21 protein-coding genes and 4 tRNA genes are annotated in these 20,505 nt (G+C 70.3%); 20 read left to right on the top strand and 5 right to left on the bottom strand.

The features are described 5' to 3' along the window. Positions 1-122 precede the first annotated feature (122 nt). Entirely contained in the window at positions 123-1,628 is a 1,506-nt protein-coding gene (locus LX12_RS15670) for a sugar transferase (protein WP_253655504.1), read from the top strand. Here LX12_RS15670 and LX12_RS15675 read toward each other — a convergent pair. The 3 genes from LX12_RS15675 to LX12_RS15685 are packed head-to-tail and all read right to left on the bottom strand — an operon-like array spanning position 1,622 to position 4,589. After that, positions 1,622-2,143: an arsenate reductase/protein-tyrosine-phosphatase family protein gene (locus LX12_RS15675; RefSeq protein ID WP_253655505.1), complete on the bottom strand. Its 522-nt coding sequence runs from the start codon at positions 2,141-2,143 to the stop codon at positions 1,622-1,624. The two genes, LX12_RS15670 and LX12_RS15675, sit on opposite strands and share 7 nt — an antisense overlap. Positions 2,144-2,150: 7 nt before the next feature. Further along, the gene (locus tag LX12_RS15680; RefSeq protein ID WP_253655506.1) at positions 2,151-3,419 is read right to left on the bottom strand and encodes a saccharopine dehydrogenase family protein; all 1,269 of its coding nucleotides are present in this window, start codon (positions 3,417-3,419) and stop codon (positions 2,151-2,153) included. A 42-nt stretch (positions 3,420-3,461) separates the two neighbouring features. Continuing rightward, entirely contained in the window at positions 3,462-4,589 is a 1,128-nt protein-coding gene (locus LX12_RS15685) for an AbrB family transcriptional regulator (protein WP_253655554.1), read from the bottom strand. Positions 4,590-4,677: 88 nt separating this feature from the next. Here LX12_RS15685 and LX12_RS15690 point away from each other — a divergent pair, with 88 nt between their 5' ends. The 5 genes from LX12_RS15690 to LX12_RS15710 all read left to right on the top strand — a co-directional run bounded on the left by LX12_RS15690 (position 4,678) and on the right by LX12_RS15710 (position 9,601). Continuing rightward, on the top strand, positions 4,678-5,175 hold the full coding sequence (locus LX12_RS15690; RefSeq protein ID WP_253655507.1) for a MarR family winged helix-turn-helix transcriptional regulator: 498 nt from the start codon (positions 4,678-4,680) through the stop codon (positions 5,173-5,175). After that, a complete protein-coding gene (gene menD / locus LX12_RS15695) occupies positions 5,175-6,818 on the top strand; it encodes a 2-succinyl-5-enolpyruvyl-6-hydroxy-3-cyclohexene-1-carboxylic-acid synthase (protein ID WP_253655508.1) in 1,644 nt (547 codons plus the stop codon). The genes LX12_RS15690 and menD overlap by 1 nt, the downstream gene beginning before the upstream one ends. Positions 6,819-7,046: 228 nt before the next feature. Beyond that, positions 7,047-7,598 (top strand): DUF3592 domain-containing protein, encoded by a 552-nt coding sequence (locus LX12_RS15700; protein WP_253655509.1) that lies wholly within the window; start codon positions 7,047-7,049, stop codon positions 7,596-7,598. 5 nt (positions 7,599-7,603) lie between these two features. After that, positions 7,604-8,752 (top strand): glycosyltransferase family 4 protein, encoded by a 1,149-nt coding sequence (locus tag LX12_RS15705; RefSeq protein ID WP_253655510.1) that lies wholly within the window; start codon positions 7,604-7,606, stop codon positions 8,750-8,752. Positions 8,753-8,902: 150 nt separating this feature from the next. Next, complete coding sequence (locus LX12_RS15710; RefSeq protein WP_253655511.1) at positions 8,903-9,601, top strand: demethylmenaquinone methyltransferase; 699 nt, start codon at positions 8,903-8,905, stop codon at positions 9,599-9,601. On the opposite strand, the gene LX12_RS15715 is transcribed toward LX12_RS15710, so the two are convergent. Beyond that, the gene (locus tag LX12_RS15715; RefSeq protein WP_253655512.1) at positions 9,602-10,876 is read right to left on the bottom strand and encodes a geranylgeranyl reductase family protein; all 1,275 of its coding nucleotides are present in this window, start codon (positions 10,874-10,876) and stop codon (positions 9,602-9,604) included. Positions 10,877-11,020: 144 nt separating this feature from the next. On the opposite strand from LX12_RS15715, the gene LX12_RS15720 reads away from it, so the two are divergent. Together LX12_RS15720 and htpX are read left to right on the top strand one after the other, a co-directional pair. After that, positions 11,021-12,031, top strand: coding sequence for a polyprenyl synthetase family protein (locus LX12_RS15720; RefSeq protein WP_253655513.1), 1,011 nt, complete (start codon positions 11,021-11,023; stop codon positions 12,029-12,031). An 82-nt stretch (positions 12,032-12,113) separates the two neighbouring features. After that, positions 12,114-12,980: a zinc metalloprotease HtpX gene (gene htpX, locus LX12_RS15725; protein WP_253655514.1), complete on the top strand. Its 867-nt coding sequence runs from the start codon at positions 12,114-12,116 to the stop codon at positions 12,978-12,980. Positions 12,981-12,983: 3 nt separating this feature from the next. Here the strand turns inward: htpX and LX12_RS15730 are convergent, their stop codons facing one another. Further along, positions 12,984-13,475 (bottom strand): YajQ family cyclic di-GMP-binding protein, encoded by a 492-nt coding sequence (locus LX12_RS15730; RefSeq protein WP_253655515.1) that lies wholly within the window; start codon positions 13,473-13,475, stop codon positions 12,984-12,986. Positions 13,476-13,716: 241 nt separating this feature from the next. Between LX12_RS15730 and LX12_RS15735 the strand changes: the two genes are divergently transcribed. The 12 genes from LX12_RS15735 to LX12_RS15790 all read left to right on the top strand — a co-directional run bounded on the left by LX12_RS15735 (position 13,717) and on the right by LX12_RS15790 (position 20,504). Continuing rightward, positions 13,717-14,634 (top strand): hypothetical protein, encoded by a 918-nt coding sequence (locus tag LX12_RS15735; RefSeq protein WP_253655516.1) that lies wholly within the window; start codon positions 13,717-13,719, stop codon positions 14,632-14,634. 212 nt (positions 14,635-14,846) lie between these two features. Beyond that, positions 14,847-14,927: transfer RNA gene (locus LX12_RS15740), tRNA-Tyr, on the top strand. Between the two features lie 89 nt (positions 14,928-15,016). Continuing rightward, positions 15,017-15,089 (top strand) — tRNA-Thr (locus LX12_RS15745). A 36-nt stretch (positions 15,090-15,125) separates the two neighbouring features. Then, positions 15,126-15,199 (top strand) — tRNA-Met (locus LX12_RS15750). Positions 15,200-15,232: 33 nt separating this feature from the next. Next, positions 15,233-15,400 carry a 50S ribosomal protein L33 gene (rpmG, locus tag LX12_RS15755; protein ID WP_045823858.1) on the top strand — a complete coding sequence of 56 codons (168 nt, stop codon included), beginning with the start codon at positions 15,233-15,235 and terminating at the stop codon, positions 15,398-15,400. A gap of 135 nt (positions 15,401-15,535) precedes the next feature. Next, positions 15,536-16,576, top strand: coding sequence for a fused (3R)-hydroxyacyl-ACP dehydratase subunits HadA/HadB (locus tag LX12_RS15760; protein WP_253655555.1), 1,041 nt, complete (start codon positions 15,536-15,538; stop codon positions 16,574-16,576). A gap of 152 nt (positions 16,577-16,728) precedes the next feature. Continuing rightward, a tRNA-Trp gene (locus LX12_RS15765) sits at positions 16,729-16,801 on the top strand. Positions 16,802-16,852: 51 nt separating this feature from the next. Further along, positions 16,853-17,296, top strand: a complete 444-nt coding sequence (secE, locus tag LX12_RS15770) for a preprotein translocase subunit SecE (protein WP_253655517.1) — start codon at positions 16,853-16,855, stop codon at positions 17,294-17,296. Positions 17,297-17,372: 76 nt separating this feature from the next. Continuing rightward, the gene (gene nusG, locus LX12_RS15775) at positions 17,373-18,224 is read left to right on the top strand and encodes a transcription termination/antitermination protein NusG (RefSeq protein ID WP_253655518.1); all 852 of its coding nucleotides are present in this window, start codon (positions 17,373-17,375) and stop codon (positions 18,222-18,224) included. Between the two features lie 109 nt (positions 18,225-18,333). Further along, complete coding sequence (gene rplK, locus LX12_RS15780; RefSeq protein WP_253655519.1) at positions 18,334-18,768, top strand: 50S ribosomal protein L11; 435 nt, start codon at positions 18,334-18,336, stop codon at positions 18,766-18,768. Positions 18,769-18,855: 87 nt separating this feature from the next. Continuing rightward, positions 18,856-19,572 carry a 50S ribosomal protein L1 gene (gene rplA, locus LX12_RS15785; RefSeq protein ID WP_253655520.1) on the top strand — a complete coding sequence of 239 codons (717 nt, stop codon included), beginning with the start codon at positions 18,856-18,858 and terminating at the stop codon, positions 19,570-19,572. A 110-nt stretch (positions 19,573-19,682) separates the two neighbouring features. Then, positions 19,683-20,504, top strand: coding sequence for a DUF2786 domain-containing protein (locus LX12_RS15790; RefSeq protein WP_253655521.1), 822 nt, complete (start codon positions 19,683-19,685; stop codon positions 20,502-20,504). The last annotated feature ends 1 nt before the right edge of the window (position 20,505 follow it).

Genomic DNA, 20,505 nt, shown 5'->3' on the forward strand with positions numbered 1-20,505 from the left:
ACGCGCGATGTGGCGCATTCGAATTACTTGTCATCGTCGAAATATTGGCATGATGCAAGTAATTCGCGGTGCACGTCCGGGGCCGAAAGGCACTGGGGTGTTCGTGATGTGAGGGGAGCGTGATGACGGCCGAGACGAGCGCCCGCGAGCGGATCACCGGCCGGGTTCCCGCGCGTCGCACCATCCGACCCCGTACCCGGGAACGCCTCACCACGTGGGCCGACCGGTACCGCCGACGTCTCCTCGTCACCGACGCGATCGTGGTGGTCGTGGCCGTCGTCGCAGCGGAGATCGCCCGCTTCGGCACCGAACTCACCATCCCCGTCGCGCGTCTCGAGATCCCGGCCGTCCTCGTCGCCACGCTCATCGCGGGCCTGTGGGTGGTGCTGCTGAACATCACCCGCGTCGCCGACCTGCGCATCATCGGCAGCGGACCGACGGAGTTCAGTCGCGTGGTCAGCGCCAGCCTCACGCTGTTCGGCCTGCTCGCCATCGTCGACCTGCTGCTCAAGCTGAACATCGCGCGCGGCTTCATCGCGCTCGCGTTGCCGCTCGGGACGGTGGGACTGCTGCTGTCCCACTTCCTGTGGCGCCTCGACCTCAAGGCGTCCCGACGTCGTCGCGCCTGCCTGAACCACGTACTCGTCATCGGTGGCGAGCGCTCCGCGCGGCCGCTCATCGCGCACCTGGCCCGCAACCCGCAGCTCGGTTTCGAGGTGGTCGGGGTGTGCCTGCCGACGCCCGGCACCCGCACCGAGATCACCATCGGCGACCACAGCGTCCCCGTCCTCGGTGACTTCTCCCAGGCCGGCGACGCGGTCGTCGCGTCGCGGGCGACGACGGTCGCGGTCACCTCCGCCGAGGTCCTCGGGCACTCCGCGATGCGCGAGTTGTCCTGGGAGCTCGAGGGTCTGCACGTCGACATGGTCGTAGACCCCGGTGTCGTCGACGTCGCCGGACCGCGGATGCTGGTCCGTCCCGTCGCGGGGCTGCCGCTCCTGCACGTCGAGAAGCCGACCTATCAGGGCGCCAACCGGATCATGAAGGCGACCGTCGACCGGCTCGGGTCGCTCGCCGCGGTGATCCTCGCCGCGCCGGTCCTCATCGCCTGTGCGATCGCGGTCAAGCTCGACTCGCCCGGTCCGGTCTTCTACCGCGCCGAGCGGGTGGGGCTGAACAACGAACCGTTCTCCATGTGGAAGTTCCGGTCGATGTGCGTCGACGCGGACGCGAGACTCGCCGCCCTGCAGGCGCAGAACGAGGGCGCCGGTCTGCTGTTCAAGATGCGCGACGACCCGCGGGTCACCCGCGTCGGGAAGTTCCTGCGCCGCTACAGCCTCGACGAGCTGCCGCAGCTCTTCAACGTCCTCGGCGGATCGATGAGTCTCGTCGGTCCGCGGCCACCGCTGCCGTCGGAGGTGCAGCGCTACACCGGACCCATCGCCCGACGGATGCTGGTGCGGCCCGGGATCACCGGCCTGTGGCAGGTGTCCGGCCGTTCCGACCTGAACTGGGAGGAGTCGGTCCGGCTCGATCTCAGCTACGTCGAGAACTGGTCGATCGCCCAGGACATCGCGATCCTGTGGCGCACGATCCGCACGGTGGTCTCGAGCCGCGGGGCCTACTGACCCCGGAGGCCGATCAGCCAGTCGGCGAGCCGCTCGATCAGCGGGTCGAGTTCGGCTGCGACGCGGTCGAACTCCTCGCGCGGGCGCCCCATCGGGTCGGCGATGTCGAGCTCGGGCCGGTTGCGATCGCCGGGGAAGCGGGTGGCGGCGAGATCGGCTGTGCGAACGGCGATCGCCTCGTCGAACTCTCGGGCCACCGCGATCCGCTTCCATCGCACCGGCGCCTTCGTCGTCGCCGCGTCGCGGTGCTCGCGGGACATGCCCAGGACGAGGTCGGCCTCGTTCAGCATCGCCGGTGTGAGGTAGCGGGCCGCGAACCCGTCGGTGGCGATTCCCCGCTCGGCCAGGACCTCCGCGGTCAGCGGGTGCACGGTGTGGTCGACGAGAGCGGCGACCCCGGCACTGCTGACCGACACCGCATCGGAATGGTCGCGGAGTCGGTGTCGCAGTAGGTATTCGGCCATCGGCGACCGGCAGATGTTGCCGGTGCAGACGAACAGGACGCGCGGCGTCACGGCCGGGTCAGGCCGTGGTGGTGGCGCCGACCGGCCCGGCGGTCAGCGTCATGCCCGCGCCGCGCAGACGGTCGACCAGGGCATCGCCCATCGCCGCGGCCGGGGTGAGCACACCGGTGAGGTTCGGCAGCTTGTCGCGGTCCAGGGCGAGGGTCAGCGCGCTCTCGCCGAGCATCACCGCGGTCGCCTTGTACCCGGGATCACCCTTCGCCGAGACGCGCGACGAGAACCGCTTGCCCGTGGTCGTCGTCGTGTAGACGTCGCAGGTGAAATGGCCGGTCTCGCGGGCCTTCTCGCTCGGTCCGGATCCGGGGGAGGGGAGGATGCGGTCGAGGACCTTGCGGGTCGGCGTGAACGCCATGGCCGCGAGGAACGCCCCGAGTCCGCCGGCGACGGCGCCCGCGGCGATGGTCGAGACGACCGGCAGCGACCCCACCGACATCACCTCGGAGTACCGGAACCGCTCGCCATAGGCGTTGTCCAGCAACGCATTGCTGCGTCGGACGATGCGGGTGTTGTGCGACGCCATGACGAACGGCGCCAGCGTGCCCTTCAGCGACGGGTCGACACTCGACGCCGGGACCAGCTTGGTGTCGCTGGGTTCGCCCTCGCGACGCAGTCGCGCCTCGCCCGGGCCGGTCGACAACGCGTGCTTGTCGAGAAGGGTCCGTCGGGTCGCCGGGTCCTTGGCCTCCTGGGCGATGACCCGCATCGAGTCGATGGTGCCGCCGGAGACCCCGCCCTTGAACGACTTCACGACGAGGGTGGTGTCGGTCATCTCGCCCGCGCCGGCCTCCTCGACCGCGCGATGCAGCAGGTAGACGCCGATGTCGGAGGGGATGGAGTCGAAGCCGCAGGAGTGGACGATGCGGGAGCCGTTCGACGCGGCCTGCTCGCCGAACTTGTCGATCGACAGGCGCACGAAGGGGACCTCACCGGTGAGGTCGACGTAGTCGGAGCCGGCGTTGACCGTCGCGGCCAGGACCAGCTCGCCGTACTTCAGGTACGGCCCGACCGTGGTGCACACCACGCGGGTCCGCGCGGCCATCGCGTCGAGCGACGACGGCGAGTCGGCGTCGGCGACGATCAGCGGCCAGTCGTGCGCGGACTCCGGCAGGGTGCGGCGGACCGACGCGAGCTTGGTCTCGCTGCGCCCGGCCAGCGCGACACGGGTGCCGGCGGGGGCGTGGCGGGCGAGGTAGTCGGCGGTGAGCGCGCCGACGAAGCCGGTGGCTCCGAACACGACGACGTCGAATTCCCGGGACGAATCGGTCATGGTCGCGACCCTACTCGGGACGCGCCGACGCCCTGGAGGGCCTCAGACGTGCGCCGGTTCGCGCTGATCGGGCGCGGTCGCGTCGTGACGACGCGTGCGCCAGCGGTGGTACGCGCGGGCGGCAAACGGTGCGACGAACAGCATCGTGAGCACCCGGACGATCTGCGACGCGAGCACGAACGTGATGTTCGAGCCCGACGCGGCCGCCGCCGCGAGCACCGCGTAGATGCCGCCCGGCGTCGTCGCGAGGTAGCTGTCGAACATGCTCTCGCCGGTCCAGACGCTCAGCGCCGCACCGAGTCCGGCGGAGCCGACGCCGATGAGCAGGATCAGGGCGACCGCGTGGGGGAGGATCTTTCCGATCGCCTTCATCGCGGCCATGGTGAACCCGAGGCCCGCCTGCCAGCCGATCACGGCGTAGGCGGCGGTCACGAGGATCGTCGGCACGGCGGCGGGCCCGGCCCAGCCGGTGAGCTCGGCGACGACGGTGACGATCAGCGGCCCGAGCAGTCCGGCGGCGGGCAGTCGTATCAGCTTCCCGACGGTCAGTCCGATCCCGATGCCCACCGCGAGCAGGAGCAGGCCCCACGCCTGGTCGGTGAGACCGGCGTCGGCTTTCGGCGACGACGCGCCGGAGGTGTGGGCACCGAAGACGAGCGTCGCGACGATCGGCATGGTGACGGTGACCAGCCCGACGCGGACGTACTGGACCACCGCGACGACGCGCTCGTCGCCGCCGAGTTCGCGGGTCAGGGCCACGAGTCCCGACGCCCCACCTGCGACGAGGGCGAGTGATCCGGTGAGCGAGTCGACGCGGCGGTTGAGGCCCAGCAGGGCGCCGCCGCCGACCGAGAGGACCAGCGTGCCGAGTGCGATCACGACGACGGGCAGCCACGAGGACGCGAGGCCTCCGAGGACGTCGGGCTGGACCATCGTGCCGATGTAGACGCCGAGGACGCCCTGTCCGGCGATGCCCCAGGCCCGCGGCATGGGCGGCTTGGTGGGGGCGTCGTCGTCGGCACCCGGGCGAGCTGTCGGGGCCCAGCCGAGCAGTGCCAGCGCGGCCGCGACGACGAGGCCCGCGAACAGCGCGGCGGAGGGGACGTGGAGCCGGTCGAGTCCGAGGGTCGCGATCGCCGTGACGGCGACGAGGACAACCCAGCGGACCAGCATGATGCCAAGGCTACTCTTGGTATCTCCGGGATGTACACCCGAGACACCTCGTCTTTCCCGGCGCGATGTCGTCTATTCTCTTGTCATGTCCGATGTCGATGCGACGCGGCTTCGCGAGGCCGTGATGGGTGTCGGCCGGGCGGCGCGACTGCACCGGCCCGACCACGGCCTGACGCTGACGCAGGTCACCGTCCTCGGGTATCTCGACCGCCTCGGTACGACGACCGTCGCCGAGCTCGCCGACCGGATGCACGTCCGCGTGCAGTCCCTGACGGTGAGCATGAACAAGCTGAGCGACGCGGGCCTGATCGCGCGCACCACCGATCCCGAGGACCGTCGTCGGCAGCTCGTGTCCCTGACCGGCGACGGTGTGAACCTCCTCACCGAGGACCGCGCCGAGCGCGACGTCTGGCTCGCCCGGGCCGTCGAGGAGCAGCTCGACGAGACCGAGCGTGGCCTGCTGATGCTGTGTGTGCCGCTGCTGGAGCGGCTCGCGTCGACCGAGGCGATCGGTGTGCCGAAGCGACCGGGTGACACGTCACGTCGGGCGGACGCGCCGTCGGGGGTATCTACCCTGGACTGATGAACCCGTCCACGCTGCAAGCCCGCGTCATCGTCGACGAGATGGTGCGTGGTGGCGTGCGGGAGGCAGTTCTGTGTCCGGGGTCGCGGAACGCGCCGCTCGCGTTCGCCCTCCACGCGGCCGATCGGGCCGGTCGTCTCCGACTGCACGTCCGCATCGACGAGCGGACCGCCGGCTACCTCGCACTGGGTCTCGCCGTCGCGTCGAGGAACCCGGTCCCGTTCGTGATGACCAGCGGCACCGCTGTCGCCAACGTCAGCCCCGCCGTGTTCGAGGCCAACTACGCCCGCGTCCCTCTGGTCGTGATCAGCGCCAACCGGCCCTATGAGCTGCTGGGGTCGGGCGCGAACCAGACCATCGAGCAGTTCGGGATCTTCGGCACGCAGGTGCGCGCGGCCATCAGCCTCGGCCTCGCCGAGCAGGACCTCGACACCAACTCGCAGTGGCGGTCGGGTGTGTGCCGTGTGTTGGCCGCCGCCCGCGGCGCGCGGACCGGCAACGCCGGCCCGGTCCAGTTCGACATCCCGCTGCGCGAGCCACTGGTACCCGAGCAGGGTGTCGGACCCGACGACGATCTCGGGGTGTTCGCGGGCCGCGCGGACGGAGCCCCGTGGACGACCGCGGCCGTCGGCAAGCTCGACGTCCCGCTCGACATCGACATCACCGAGGACACCGTCGTCGTGTCCGGACACGGCGCGGGCGTACGACCCGAGCTGGCCGGGATCCCGACCGTCGCCGAGCCCACCGCCCCCGCACCGGAGACGCCGCTGCACCCGTTGGCGCTGTCGGTGCTGCGGCCCAAGCAGGCGATCATCTGCGGGCGGCCGACGCTGCACCGGCAGGTCTCGAGGCTCCTGGCCGACCCCGAGGTGCGTGTCTACGCGCTGACCACCGGCCCACGCTGGCCCGACGTGTCGGGCAACGTGCTGGCCACCGGCACGCGGGCCGTCGTGGCGGGCGCACCGTCGGAGGACTGGTTGAAGGCCTGCGACGACGCGCAGCAGCGAGCGGTCGCATCGGTGGACGCCGAACTGGATCGTGAGGGCCCCGCCACCGGACTGCACGTCGCGCGCACGGTGAGCGCCGCGATGCGACCGGGCGACCAGCTGCTCGTCGGCGCGTCGAACCCGATCCGCGACGTCGCGCTGGCCGGGCGGGTGTCGTCGGAGGTGCGGGTGATGTCGAACCGTGGCGTCGCCGGGATCGACGGCACGAACTCGACGGCGATCGGGACCGCGCTCGCCCACGACGACCGTCGCACCGTCGCCTTCATGGGCGACCTGACGTTCCTGCACGACGCGTCGGGCCTGCTCATCGGGCCGGGTGAGCCGCGGCCGCGGGACCTGACGATCGTCGTCGCCAACGACGACGGCGGCGGGATCTTCGGCCTGCTCGAGCAGGGGGAGCGACGGTTCTCCGGCGAGGGCTGGGACGGCGCGTTCGAGCGGGTCTTCGGCACCCCGCACCACGCCGACATCGGACGGGTGTGCGCGGGCTTCGGGGTGCCGCACCGTCGGGTGGAGCTGACGGACCTGCCCGCGGCGCTCGGCGAGGAGGGCGGCGGTGTCCGCGTGATCGAGGTCCCCACCGACCGCGACCGCCTCCGCGACGTCCACGCGGCCATCTCAGCCGGGATCCGGTAGGTATCTGCCCGCTCGGCGCGTAGTTTCTGCCCGCTCGACGTGCATCTTCTGCACGCTCGGCGGCTCGGGCCGCCGACTCGACGGGTGACCCCGGGCTGACCTCGCCGAGCGTGCCGATACTCGCCGCCGAGTGGACCGATAGCGCTCGCCGAGCGTGCAGTAGATGCCGCCGAGCGTGCGGAAAAGTCGCTCCGAGCGTGCACAGGGTGCGCCGGTATCGTGTCGCGCATGCCGACTGCGCTGCGACGGACGCAGATCGCGCTGCTCATCGTCGGCGCGATCGTCACCGTCATGATGTGCGTCGTCGTCGCCGGGTGCTACCGCGACGACGCGGCCATCGACGCGCACAAGGGCACCGCCGTCGCCGACGTCGTGACCGCCGGCGCCACCAAGTCGACCGTCCGGTTCTACACACCCGACGGCGAACTCCGCAGCCCGCGGCTGGGCATCTTCTACCCGACCGAACTGACCGCGGGCCAACGCATCAGCGTCGAGTACGACACCCGCAACCCCGACACCGTGCGGGTCGCGGGGCGCGACGCGAGCCTGTCGATCGTGCCCGCGCTGTCGGTGATCGGGTGGACGTGGGCGGTCCTGCTGGCCGTGATGGTGGGCATCGCGGAGTACTCGCGGCGACGACGGCGTCGACCGGACGCCCCCGACGACGTCGACGACACCGTCGGGGAGACAGCGGGTGAACCGGGCACAGACAGTTCACCCGCCATTCCGGACGGGGTCACGTCGGAGAGCGATCCGGGTCAGGTGCGCTCACCACACTGAGGGCCGTGCGTACAGCCATCGTGACGGAGAGTTTCCTGCCGAACACCAACGGCGTCGTGAACTCGGTCCTGCGGGTGCTCGAGCACCTCGACCGTCGCGGACACGACGCCATCGTGATCGCGCCCGACACCCCGCGGGGCACCCCTCCCGCGCCGCGTGAGATCAACGGCGTCCCTGTCCATCTCGTGCCGTCGGTGAACGTCCCCAAGATCTCGTCGCTGCCCGTGGGCATCCCACACCGGATCCTCTACCGGGCGCTCGCCGACTTCGCGCCCGACGTCGTGCACCTCGCGTCCCCGTTCGTCGTCGGCGCCGCCGGCGCGCACGCCGCGAACCGCCTGGACATCCCGACGGTCGCCGTGTTCCAGACCGACGTCGCCGGGTTCGCCGCGAGCTACGGCATCGGACTGACGACGCGGGCCGCGTGGGCGTGGACACGGCGTCTGCACGCCTCGTGCGATCGGACGCTCGCACCGTCGTCGGTTTCGGTGAAAGCTCTGCAGGACCATGGTGTCCCGCGCGTATTCCGTTGGGGCCGCGGTGTCGACGCCGAGAAGTTCTCGCCCGACCGCCGCGACGACGCACTGCGCGCCCGGTGGAGCCCGACGGGGGCGCCGATCGTCGGGTTCGTCGGCCGCCTCGCCCCCGAGAAGCACGTCGAACGGCTCGCGGTGCTGGCGGGACGACGTGACCTGCAGATCGTGATCGTCGGCGACGGGCCGGAACGCGCCCGCCTGCAGCGCCTCATGCCCGGCGCGGTGTTCACCGGCGAGCTGTCGGGACTCGAACTCGCCGCGGCCTACGCCAGTTTCGACGTCTTCGTCCACGCCGGCGAGCACGAGACGTTCTGCCAGGCCGTGCAGGAGGCGCTCGCCAGCGGTGTCCCCGTCGTCGGACCCGACGCCGGCGGGCCGAAGGATCTCGTCGCGCCGATGCGGACCGGCTACCTGCTCGACGTCCCGTCGTTCGAGCAGCGACTCCCGGCCGCCGTCGACGCGCTGCTGGATCCGACCGTCGGCCCGGCGTTCGGCGCCGCCGCCCGACGGAGCGTGGCCGGGCGCACCTGGCCGTCCATCTGTGACCAGCTGCTCGGTCACTACGAGGCCGTCGTCGACCGCGCCGGCAGCCTCGGCGTCGCCCGCCGTACCGCCTGATCTGCACGCTCGGCGGGATCTACCGCACGCTCGGCGGGATCTGATGCCCGCTCGGCGGGATCTTGTGCCCGGTCGGCGGGCATATCCGCCTGCACGGGGGTGACCATCGGCACGTTCGGCGGGGCGATCAGCGGGCAGTACCGTGGTGACATGAGTGCAGCCACGTCCCGGGCGGGCCTGGACAAGCAGCCGTCCGAGGTCGCCGCGATGTTCGACGGCGTCGCGCGCCGTTACGACATCACCAACACCGTCCTGTCGTTCGGTCAGGACCGGTTGTGGCGCAAGGCGACCCGGGAAGCTCTGGCGCTGACCCCCGACGACGTCGTCCTCGACCTCGCCGCCGGCACAGCCGTCTCCACCGAGGAACTCGCGACGTCGGGTGCGCGCTGCGTCGCCGCCGACTTCTCGCTCGGCATGCTGCACGCCGGCTCCGCACGGCCGGTACCCAAGGTGGGCGCGGACGCGCTCAACCTGCCGTTCGCCGACGGGTCCTTCGACGCCGCGACCATCTCCTTCGGCCTCCGCAACGTCAACGACGTCGACGTCGCGCTGACGGAACTCCGCCGCGTGCTGCGCCCGGGTGGGCGCCTGGTGATCTGCGAGTTCTCGACGCCGGTGTTCGCGCCGTTCCGCACCGTCTACATGGAGTACCTGATGAAGGCACTCCCGGCCGTGGCGACACGGGTCTCCAGCAACCCCGACGCGTATGTCTATCTCGCGGAGTCGATCCGGGCCTGGCCGGACCAGGAGGCCCTGGCCCGCCGCATCGCCGACGCCGGGTTCACCGGGGTCCGCTGGCGCAACCTCACCGGCGGGATCGCCGCGCTGCACAGCGGGATCGCCGCGTAGTCAGCTGAACGGCGGTCGATGGTCGACGACCGTCGACACCCTGCCCGCGGCGTGCCAGGCGCGGGCGACGAGGTCCTTGTCCTCGGCGGTGATGAGGTTGCCCATCACGCGGACGACCATCGACATCAGCGCCTGCGACCGGATGCCCGGACGGCCCAACACGGGCACCGCCTTCGGCACGGTGAGCACCCCCGCCAGCCGGCGGGCCGCGGAGAACGCCGTCCCGTAGTGCTCGGTGAGCAACGCCGGCCAGTCGGTGGTGTGATCGGGCTCGCGCAACCGTTGCGCGGCGAATCGTCCTGTCTCCAGGGCGTAATCGATGCCCTCGCCGTTCAGCGGGTTCACGCACGCCGCGGCGTCGCCGACGAGCATCCAGTTCCGGCCCGCGACGTTCGTGACCGCACCGCCCATCGGCAACAGCGCCGACGCGATGCGCTGCGGCGCACCGTCGAGCTGCCACCGGTCCCGTTGGGACACCGCGTACTGCGTCAGCACCGACCGCAGCGCGATGTGCGCCGGTCGTCGCGACGTCGCCAGCGCGCCCACCCCCAGGTTCACCGTGCCGTCGCCGAGCGGGAACACCCAGCCGTAGCCGGGCAACAGTTCGCCGTCGGCGCCGTGCAGTTCGAGGTCGGAGCCCATCCACGCGTCGTCGGATCTGCCCGATGTGACGTACGACCGTGCGGCGACGCCGTACGCGGTCTCGCGATGCCACTCGCGGCCCAGCGCCTTGCCCAGCGGGGACCGGACGCCGTCGGCGACGATCACCTGCTTCACCCGGATCGAGGACGGACCGTCGTCGCCGACCACGTCGACGGACTGCACGGCCCCGTCGCGGAGCTCCGCCCCGACCGCACGCACACCCGACACCATGCGGACGCCCCGGTCGAGAGCCACACGGCGGACGGCGTCGTCGAGCTCGGTCCGCGCAACGGCGCTGCCGTGCTCGGGGAATCGTCCTGACGGCCACGGAACCCGTTGCGCCGCACCCCAACCGCGCATCGCCAGCCCGACGATCTGCGGCCGGTCGGCCAGGTACCCGGCGAGGCCGAGGTGCTCCATCTCGGCGACCGCGCGCGGCGTGAGGCCGTCGCCACAGGTCTTGTCGCGGGGGAACACCGCCGCGTCGAGGAGCACGACGTCGTGGCCGGCCGCGGCGGCGTACGCGGCGGTCGCCGAACCACCCGGCCCCGCGCCGACGACGAGGACGTCGGCGGACGCGGGGACGGTGTCCCCACGGCCGGAGTCGGTCTGCGCCGATGCGACATCACTCACCTGATCCAGTATCACCGACGGCGCGCGTGACCCATTACCCTCGGGTGCAGGTGCCCGGTGGGCCCGAGCCGCGCCGCGGCGGAGGAGCAGACGAACCGGGCCGACGAGATGGAGCTGTGCCGTGTACACGCGCAAGGCGCGCCGATGAAGACCACCTTCGCCGGCATCGAGATGGGGTCGGCCGAGTTCGCCCAGGAGATCGCCGGCTCGCTGCGCCGTGTCGAGGACCTGCTGATCTCCGAGCTGTCGTCCGGTGAGGACTTCCTCACCGAGGCCGCCACCCACCTCGCCAAGGCCGGGGGCAAGCGGTTCCGACCGCTCTTCGCCCTGCTGTCCGCGCAGTTCGGACCGCAGCCGCGTGCCGACGAGGTGATCACCGCCGCGACGGTGATCGAACTCATCCACCTCGCGACGCTGTACCACGACGACGTCATGGACGAGGCGACGATGCGCCGCGGTGCGGTGAGCGCGAACGCACGATGGGGCAACAGCGTCGCGATCCTCGCCGGTGACTTCCTGTTCGCGCGGGCGTCGCGGCTGGTGTCGACGCTCGGGCCGGACTCGGTGCTGATCATCGCCGACACGTTCGCCGAACTGGTCACCGGTCAGATGCGCGAGACCATCGGGACCACCGCCGGCGCGAGCGCCGTCGACCACTACCTGAAGGTCGTGTGGGAGAAGACCGCGGTGCTCATCTCCGCCGCCGGACGGTTCGGCGCGATGACGTCGGGGGCCGACGCCGAGACCACCGACCGGCTCGCGCGCCTCGGCGGGATCGTCGGGACCGCGTTCCAGGTCTCCGACGACATCATCGACATCAGCTCCGCGTCGGGGGAGTCGGGCAAGACGCCAGGGACCGACCTGCGCGAGGGCGTGCACACCCTGCCCGTGCTCTACGCCCTCGACGACCCCGAGTGCGTCCGACTGCGCGAGCTGTTGCTCACGCCGTCGGGGGAGCGGCGGCCCGTCACCGACGACGCCGAGGTCGACGAGGCGCTGTCGCTGCTGATCGCGTCGTCGGGCATGAGCCGCGCCCGCGAGACCCTCGCCGACTACGCCGAGCAGGCCCGCGCCGAACTCGACGTCCTCCCCGACAACGACGCGAAGGCCGCGTTCAGCTCACTCGTCCGCTACACCGTCGAACGCAGCGGCTGACCGGCGGGAACCGTGCGTCGCGCCTGCTCGTTGACCCGATGACCGGACACCCCGGATCTCTCGACCATCAGGAGCACACGCCATGCACGGCCACGCCAACGGACTGAAGACGGTTCTGCTGCTCGGCGTCATGTCGGCGATCATCGTCGCCATCGGTGCCGCGTTCCGCAGCCCGGTGATCCTGTTCGTCGCGGTGATCTTCGCCGTCGGCATGAACGCCTACGTCTACTTCAACAGCGCCAAGATGGCGCTGAAGGCGATGCATGCGCAGCCGGTCACCGAGGTGCAGGCGCCGGTGATGTACCGGATCGTGCGCGAGCTCGCGACCACCGCGCGCCAGCCGATGCCCGCGCTCTACATCAGCCCCACGGAGGCGCCGAACGCGTTCGCGACCGGGCGCAACCCGAAGAACGCCGCGGTCTGCTGCACGCAGGGCATCCTCGGTCTGCTCGACGAGCGTGAGCTGCGGGCCGTGCTCGGCCACGAGCTGAGCCACGTCTACAACCGCGACATCCTCATCTCGTCGATCGCCGGTGCTCTCGCCGCCGTCGTCTCCGGTCTGGCCAACTTCGCGATGTTCGCGGGCATGTTCGGCGGCAACCGGGAGGGCGGGACCAACCCGTTCGCGTTGATCCTCATCTCGCTGCTCGGCCCGATCGCGGCGACCGTCGTGAAGCTCGCCGTGTCGCGGTCGCGGGAGTACCAGGCCGACGCCTCCGGTGCCGAGCTCACCGGCGACCCGCTGGCGCTCGCGTCGGCGCTGCGCAAGATCTCCGGCGGGGTGCAGGCCGCGCCGCTGCCGCCCCAGCCCGACCTGGCCGCGCAGAGCCACCTGATGATCGCCAACCCGTTCCGCAACGGGGAGCGCATCGGTCAGCTGTTCTCGACGCACCCGCCGATCGGCGACCGCATCGCGCGCCTCGAGGAGATGGCGCGCGGGCGGTACTGACGTCTACCGGTAGTTCACGAACTGCAGGGCGATCTCGAAATCCTTGCTCTTCAGCAGCGAGATGACGGCCTGCAGGTCGTCGCGCTTCTTGCTCGAGACGCGCAGTTCGTCGCCCTGCACCTGCGCCTTCACGCCCTTGGGGCCCTCGTCGCGGATGGCCTTCGAGATCTTCTTGGCCTTCTCGGTGTCGATGCCCTGCTTGATGGAGCCGGTGATCTTGAAGCCCTTGCCCGACGACTGCGGGTCACCCGCCTCGAACGCCTTCAGCGAGATGTCGCGGCGGATCAGCTTCTCCTTGAACACCTCGAGGCCCGCCTGCGCGCGCTCCTCGGCGTCGGAGGTGATGACGATGGTCTCCTCGCCCGACCACTCGATGCCGGTGTTGGTGCCGCGGAAGTCGTAGCGCTGCGACAGCTCCTTCGCCGCCTGGTTCAGGGCGTTGTCGACCTCCTGCCGATCGACCTTGCTCACCACGTCGAACGATGAATCAGCCATGGGGGTCAGGGTAACGACCACCCCTTGCTCGGTTCGACGCAGTTCGCACGGGATGTCGTCGGTTCGCCCGCGATGCTCGCGGTTCGCCACCGAGCAGACGTTTCGCCCGCTCGATCTCCCGGGCGAAACGCCACCCCGGTGGCGAGATCGGCCGTCCACAGGTGTCCGCCGGCGCACAGACGGCGACGGTCGCGGCCCGTCGCACCTGATCGACGTCGTGGGACGCGATGACAGTGCCGCCATGACCATCGATCTCGTGGCCTTGCCGTCCGCCGTCCGACGCAGTCGGCTCCTGGAGTTGGGTGCCGGCCCGGCCGACATCGCTGCCGCCGTGTCCGCCCGCGAGCTCGCCGCCATCGGCGGCGGGTATTACGCACCGCGCCGCCTCCTGGGCGGCTTTCCCGAGGAGCGCCACCTGGTGCTCGCACGGGCGCTGGCTCGGGACGCCGCAACCGGGGTGGGGCTGGCGAACGTCAGCGCCGCCGCGCACCACGGGCTGCCGATCCCCGACGCTGATCTGTCGCGGGTACAGCTCGGCAGGCCCGGGGCGGGCGCGTCGGGGAGCAGGGCGAGCGGGGTCCAGCTCATGCACCGGAACGTCGACGAGTCCGATCTCGTCTTCATCGATGGAGTGCTGGTGACGACCGCTGCACGCACCGTCGCCGACCTCCTGCGCACCGCGCCGACGCTCACGGCGGTCGCCGCGGCGGACGCGGCGCTGCACCGGGGTCTGTGCACGGTGGACGAGGTCGCCGCGCAGTTGGAGCGGGGGCGGCACGGCTCGCGTCGGGGCCTGATGCTGCTCCGACGGACGGACCCCGCCTGCGAGTCTCCGGCTGAGACGCGCAGTCGGTTGCTCGTCGTCGACGCCGGCCTGCCCGTACCGCGGACGCAGCAGGACATCTGCGACCGGTCGGGCACCTTTCTCGGCCGGTGTGACTTCCTGTTCGACGGCGACCTGATCGGTGAGTGCGACGGCGAGGGCAAGTACTTCGGCCGGTACTCCGACCGCACGGTCGAGGACGTGCTGGAGGACGAGAAATACCGCCAGCAACGGTTCCTCGACGAGGGTCGTCGCCTCGTCAGGTGGAGTGCACGGGAGGCCCGCGATCAACCGCGTCGGGTCGTCGCGAGGATCGCCCGGGCGCTCGGGTGGTGAGTCTCGCCACCGGGTGCCGGTCTCGCCCGCGCAATCGGGCGGGCGAACCGTCGTCCGGGTGGCGCAGCGACCACATCGCGGGCGGCGCCGTCAGATCGCGGGCGAGCGCGGACCGGATCCGGCGAAACTACCGGCGACGTGCGGTTTTCGCGGGGGCGGGGGTCACGTTGTACTGTTTCGTGTCGTCGCGCGGAAGGCTTCGCGCGGCGCACGGCACGTTGCCCGAGCGGCCAAAGGGAGCGGACTGTAAATCCGTCGCGCAAGCTACGAAGGTTCGAATCCTTCACGTGCCACAGCCGAGGTCACAGCGATTTGGTCACCCATCGCAGCGGTGTGTAACCTCGACACGGCTCTCAGGGCGGTCCGCTGCCCTCGAGGACCGGCCCCCTTAGCTCAGTCGGCAGAGCGTTTCCATGGTAAGGAAAAGGTCAACGGTTCGATTCCGTTAGGGGGCTCGCTGGACTCCCGGGACCACCCCCCCGGGGTGCCATGGCGGTGTAGCTCAGTTGGTTAGAGCGAACGACTCATAATCGTTAGGTCGCCGGTTCGAGTCCGGCCATCGCTACCCCCTGACAGACATGCGAAAGGCGAGAGAACAATGGCTTCCTCGACCGATGTGCGGCCGAAGATCACCCTGGCCTGCGAGGTGTGCAAGCACCGCAACTACATCACCAAGAAGAACCGTCGCAACGATCCCGATCGTCTCGAGATCAAGAAGTTCTGCCCCAACTGTGGCAAGCACCAGGGGCACAAGGAATCGCGCTGACGATCCCCACTCCGTGACCATCGCCCGTTCGGGCGGTGGTCACTTCGGGTAGAGCGGCATGCGAGCAGACAGGGGTTTCGGGTGACCAACGCGAGCGACACGTCCATCAACTCGGTCGAGGACCGGCTGGCCATCATGGCCAACCAGACCAGCCTGTCGCCCGAGGAGATCGCCGAGCGCACCGCCGCCCAGGTGGGCTTCCACTACACGGTGGAGGACTACTACGAGGTCGGCCGCGAGAAGGTCCGCGAGTACGCCCGCGCTGTCCAGGACGGGCACCCCGTCCACTGGAACGAGGCCGCCGCCAACGCCAACGGCCACCCGACGTTGATCGCCCCGCTGTCGTTCGCCGCCATCCCCGGCATGATCGCCCAGCGCCGCCTCTTCGAGGAGATGGTGGAGGGCTGGGACCTGTGGAAGATGATGCAGACCGACCAGCGTCTGGTCTTCCACAAGCCTGTCGAGGTGGGCGACCGCCTCATCTGCGTCGTGTCACTGGACTCCTACCGCCAGATGGGCGGCGCGGACATCATGGTGACCAAGAACCAGATCCACAACCAGCACGACGTGCCGGTGATGACGACGTGGACGACGCTGGTCGCCCGCGCCGGTGAGGCGCCCGATCCGTCGTTCATGACGACCGTCGCGCACACCATGCTCGTCGAGGGCGCCTTCTACGACCACGGCCGCACCGTCCCCGACCACAGCGGGTTCTTCACCGAGCCCGACCCCGTCGTCGACCCCAAGCCCTACGGCGCGATCAGCTTCGACGACGTGTACGTCGGCCAGGAGCTCGAGCCGCGCACCGTCAAGCTCACCCGCGGAAACCTGATCAACTACGCGGGCGTCGCCGGTGACCCCAACCCCATCCACTTCAGCGACGAGATCGCGAAGATCGCGGGGCTGGAGACCGCCGTCGCGCACGGCATGCAGACGATGGGCATCGGCGGCGGGTACCTCTCCGCGTTCATCGGCGACCCCGGCGCGGTCTACGAGTACAACGTGCGGTTCACCAGCCCGGTGTACGTCCCGGCCGACGGCTACGGGCAGATCGACCTCACCGCCAAGGTGAAGTCGCTCGACCCCGAGACCCGTCGCGGGCAGATCGCGATGGTCGCGAAGTCGAACGGCAAGAAGATCTTCGGACGCGCGTTCGCCAACGTGCAGTTCTCCTGAGACGCGCGGGCGCGCTCGCCGACCCCTCCACCCCTGCTGACATGGGCGGATTGGAGTTGGCGGAGGCGCGTGTCGTACACTCAAGTGTCTGTGGTCCTCACGCTGCGCGCTGCCATCATGGCGGCGCGTTGGTCATGTGAGGGCCGAGATAGAGGGGCGTAGCTCAACTGGCAGAGCAGCGGTCTCCAAAACCGCAGGTTGCAGGTTCAAGTCCTGTCGCCCCTGCACCCGGTCGGCACCGTCCGGCCGTCCCGCCAGACGACGGAGAGGATCACGGTGAGCAAGCGCGATAGGGCTGCCCGCGCCAAGGGGGCCGCCGATGCCGACGCCACCGACGTCGAGGCGACCGAGGCCGGCACCGACGCCGCCGAGTCCGCCGACGACCTGCGCCCCTCGGGCAAGCGGTCGTCGACGCCGCGCGGCAAGCGTGGGGCGGCGACGGTGGGCGGTGGCACCTCCGACGCGAGCTCGGGTGGTGGGGTCGCCCTCAAGGAGCGTCCCGACGCCGCACCGGAGAAGGAACGTCGCCGCAACCCGTTCGCGCGGCTGTGGGTGTTCCTCACCCAGGTCGTCGCCGAGATGCGGAAGGTCATCTGGCCGTCGCGTCAGGAGATGATCCAGTACACGATCATCGTGCTGATCTTCGTGATCATCATGACCGCGTTCATCTCGGGGATCGACCTCGGGTTCGCGCGGCTCGTCCTGTGGTTGTTCGGCTGACGCGTCCCGCGCGCGACACCACGACGAGCTGCGAACGAGCGAGCACACAGAGCAACGAAAGGGAGCGTGGGCTGCAGTGAGCACCCCCGAGAACGACCCGGCCACGGCCGGTGAGGACGTCGTCGAGACCGAGGCGATCCAGGACGCCGATCGCGAGATCGTCGAGTCCGACGCCGATCCGACCGACGCCCCCGTCGACCCGGAGGCGGCCGCCGAGCTGACCGACGCGGTCGCCGGGTCCATCACCGAGCCCGTCGAGTCGGACGCGACCGACGCCGCCGCCGACGAGCCGGTCGAGGAGGTCGACCCCGTCGAGGAGCTCAAGAAGGAGCTCCGTCGGGCGCCGGGTGACTGGTACGTCATCCACTCCTACGCCGGGTACGAGAACAAGGTGAAGGCCAACCTCGAGACCCGCGTGCAGAACCTCGACGTCGGCGACTACATCTTCCAGGTCGAGGTCCCGACCGAAGAGGTCACCGAGATCAAGAACGGCCAGCAGAAGAAGGTCAACCGCAAGGTGCTGCCGGGCTACATCCTGGTGCGCATGGAGCTCAACGACGAGTCGTGGGGCGCCGTCCGCAACACCCCGGGTGTCACCGGGTTCGTCAGCCAGGTCGGCAACAAGCCGTCGCCGCTGTCGCTCAAGGAGGTCCTGAAGTTCCTCCTGCCGCGCGTCGAGGCGAAGAAGGCGACCGCCGGCAAGTCGGGTGCCGCCGCCGAGGGTGTCGAGGCCGCCGCGGCCGCGTCGACCATCGAGGTCGACTTCCAGGTCGGCGAGAGCGTCACCGTCATGGACGGGCCGTTCGCGACGCTGCCCGCGTCGATCTCCGAGGTCAACGCCGAGCAGCGCAAGGTCAAGGTGCTCGTCTCGATCTTCGGTCGCGAGACGCCCGTCGAACTCGGGTTCGGTCAGGTCGAGAAGATCTGACGGGCCCATCCACACTTCGCGTCTCCAGCGGACGCGGACGCCTGTGCGTCACCCGGTGCGATCGGGTGCCTGACACGGGCACACACGAGGACAACAAAAGGTAAGAGAGATGCCCCCCAAGAAGAAGAAGCTCGCCGGGATCATCAAGCTCCAGATCCAGGCCGGCGCGGCGAACCCCGCCCCGCCGGTGGGTCCGGCGCTCGGTCAGCACGGCGTGAACATCATGGAGTTCTGCAAGGCCTACAACGCGGCCACCGAGTCGCAGCGTGGGTCGGTCATCCCGGTCGAGATCTCGGTCTACGAGGACCGTTCGTTCGACTTCAAGCTGAAGACGCCGCCGGCGTCGAAGCTCCTGCTGAAGGCCGCGGGCCTGCAGAAGGGTTCGGGTGAGCCGCACACGAACAAGGTCGGCAAGGTCACCATGGACCAGATCCGCGAGATCGCCCAGACCAAGCAGGAAGACCTCAACGCCAACGACGTCGAGCAGGCCGCGAAGATCATCGCGGGCACCGCCCGGTCGATGGGCATCACGGTCGACGGCTGAGCGACACCAGAACAAGAACATCCGTGGGAGGGCCGGCTCGGCCCGTCAACCACCGATCCGCGTGAGCTGCGGAGAAGGAACTGAGCAATGAGCAAGAAGAGCAAGGCATACCAGGCCGCGGCCGAGAAGGTCGATCGCGAGAAGCTGTACAGCCCGCTGGAGGCTGCAGCGCTGGCCAAGGAGACGTCGTCGGCGAAGTACGACGCCACCGTCGAGGTCGCGATCCGTCTCGGTGTGGACCCCCGCAAGGCCGACCAGATGGTCCGCGGCACCGTGAACCTGCCGCACGGCACGGGCAAGACCGCCCGCGTCATCGTGTTCGCCGTCGGTGACAAGGCCGCCGAGGCCGCCGCGGCCGGTGCCGACGAGGTCGGCGCCGAGGACCTGATCGAGCGGATCCAGGGCGGGTGGCTCGACTTCGACGCGGCGATCGCCACGCCGGACCAGATGGCCAAGGTCGGACGCATCGCACGCGTCCTCGGCCCGCGCGGCCTGATGCCGAACCCGAAGACCGGCACCGTGACCCCCGACGTCACCAAGGCCGTCAACGACATCAAGGGCGGCAAGATCAACTTCCGCGTCGACAAGGCGGCCAACCTGCACTTCGTCATCGGCAAGGCCTCGTTCGACGAGACCAAGCTGGCGGAGAACTACGGTGCCGCGCTCGACGAGATCCTGCGCGCGAAGCCGTCGGCGGCGAAGGGCCGGTACCTGAAGAAGGTCACCGTCTCCACCACCACGGGCCCGGGCATCCCGGTCGACCCGTCGGTCACCCGCAACTACGCGGTGGCCGCGGAGGCCTGATCTCCCGCAGACACCGCGACAGCCGCGTCGGATCCTCTCGATCCGACGCGGCTGTCGTCGTCTGTGCTGCCGCCGTGGAACCGAACCGCCTCTGACGGAGTCGAATGGACATGCGAGACGACAAGAACCTGACCCGCATCGCGAACCTGCTGCGGCAGGCCGAGGGCACCGACAACGAGCACGAGGCGGCGACGTTCCTGCAGGCGGCGCAACGCCTGGCGACCGCCGCGTCGATCGACCTCGCGGTGGCCCGTGCGCACGACCCGGCCGCCGCGCGGTCGGGACCGACGGTGCGCCAGATCGCGATCGGGACCGCCGGCAAGCGCGGACTGCGGACCTACGTGGCTCTGTTCGTGGCGATCGGGCACGCCAACGACCTCAAGGTCGACGTCGCCCACAACTCGACGTTCGTGATGGCCTACGGCTTCCCCGGTGACATCGACGCGACGGAGACGCTGTACTCGTCGTTGGTGGTGCAGATGGTCACCGCGAGCGACGCGTACCTGAAGTCCGGTGCGTACAAGGAGGAGGTGGCGGCGAAGGTCGTCACCGACAGCTCCGGGTGGCGGACCCGTCGTCGGGTGGAGTACACGCCGCTGTCGCCGATCACCGCGCGCCTGAACTTCCAGTCGGCGTTCGCCGAACGGATCGGCACCCGACTGCGCGAGGCCCGCGACGCCGCGCGCGCCGAGGCGGAGGCCGCCGATCGGGGTCGCTCCGGCTCGACCCAGATCGCGTTGCGCGACAAGGAGATCGAGGTCGTCGACTACCACCGGGCGGAGTCGACGGCGCGCGGCACCTGGCGCGGCTCGAGTGCCTCGGCCGGGTATTCCGAGGGCGCCCGCCGCGCGGGTGACCGCGCGGGCCGTCGGGCGAGGATCGGGGAGCAGGAGCGCCTCGGCGGGCCCCGGGCCGCGCTCGAGGAGGGCTGAC

It is taken from the genome of Williamsia serinedens, from assembly GCF_024171725.1.
GTDB classification, from domain to species: Bacteria; Actinomycetota; Actinomycetes; order Mycobacteriales; family Mycobacteriaceae; genus Williamsia_A; species Williamsia_A serinedens.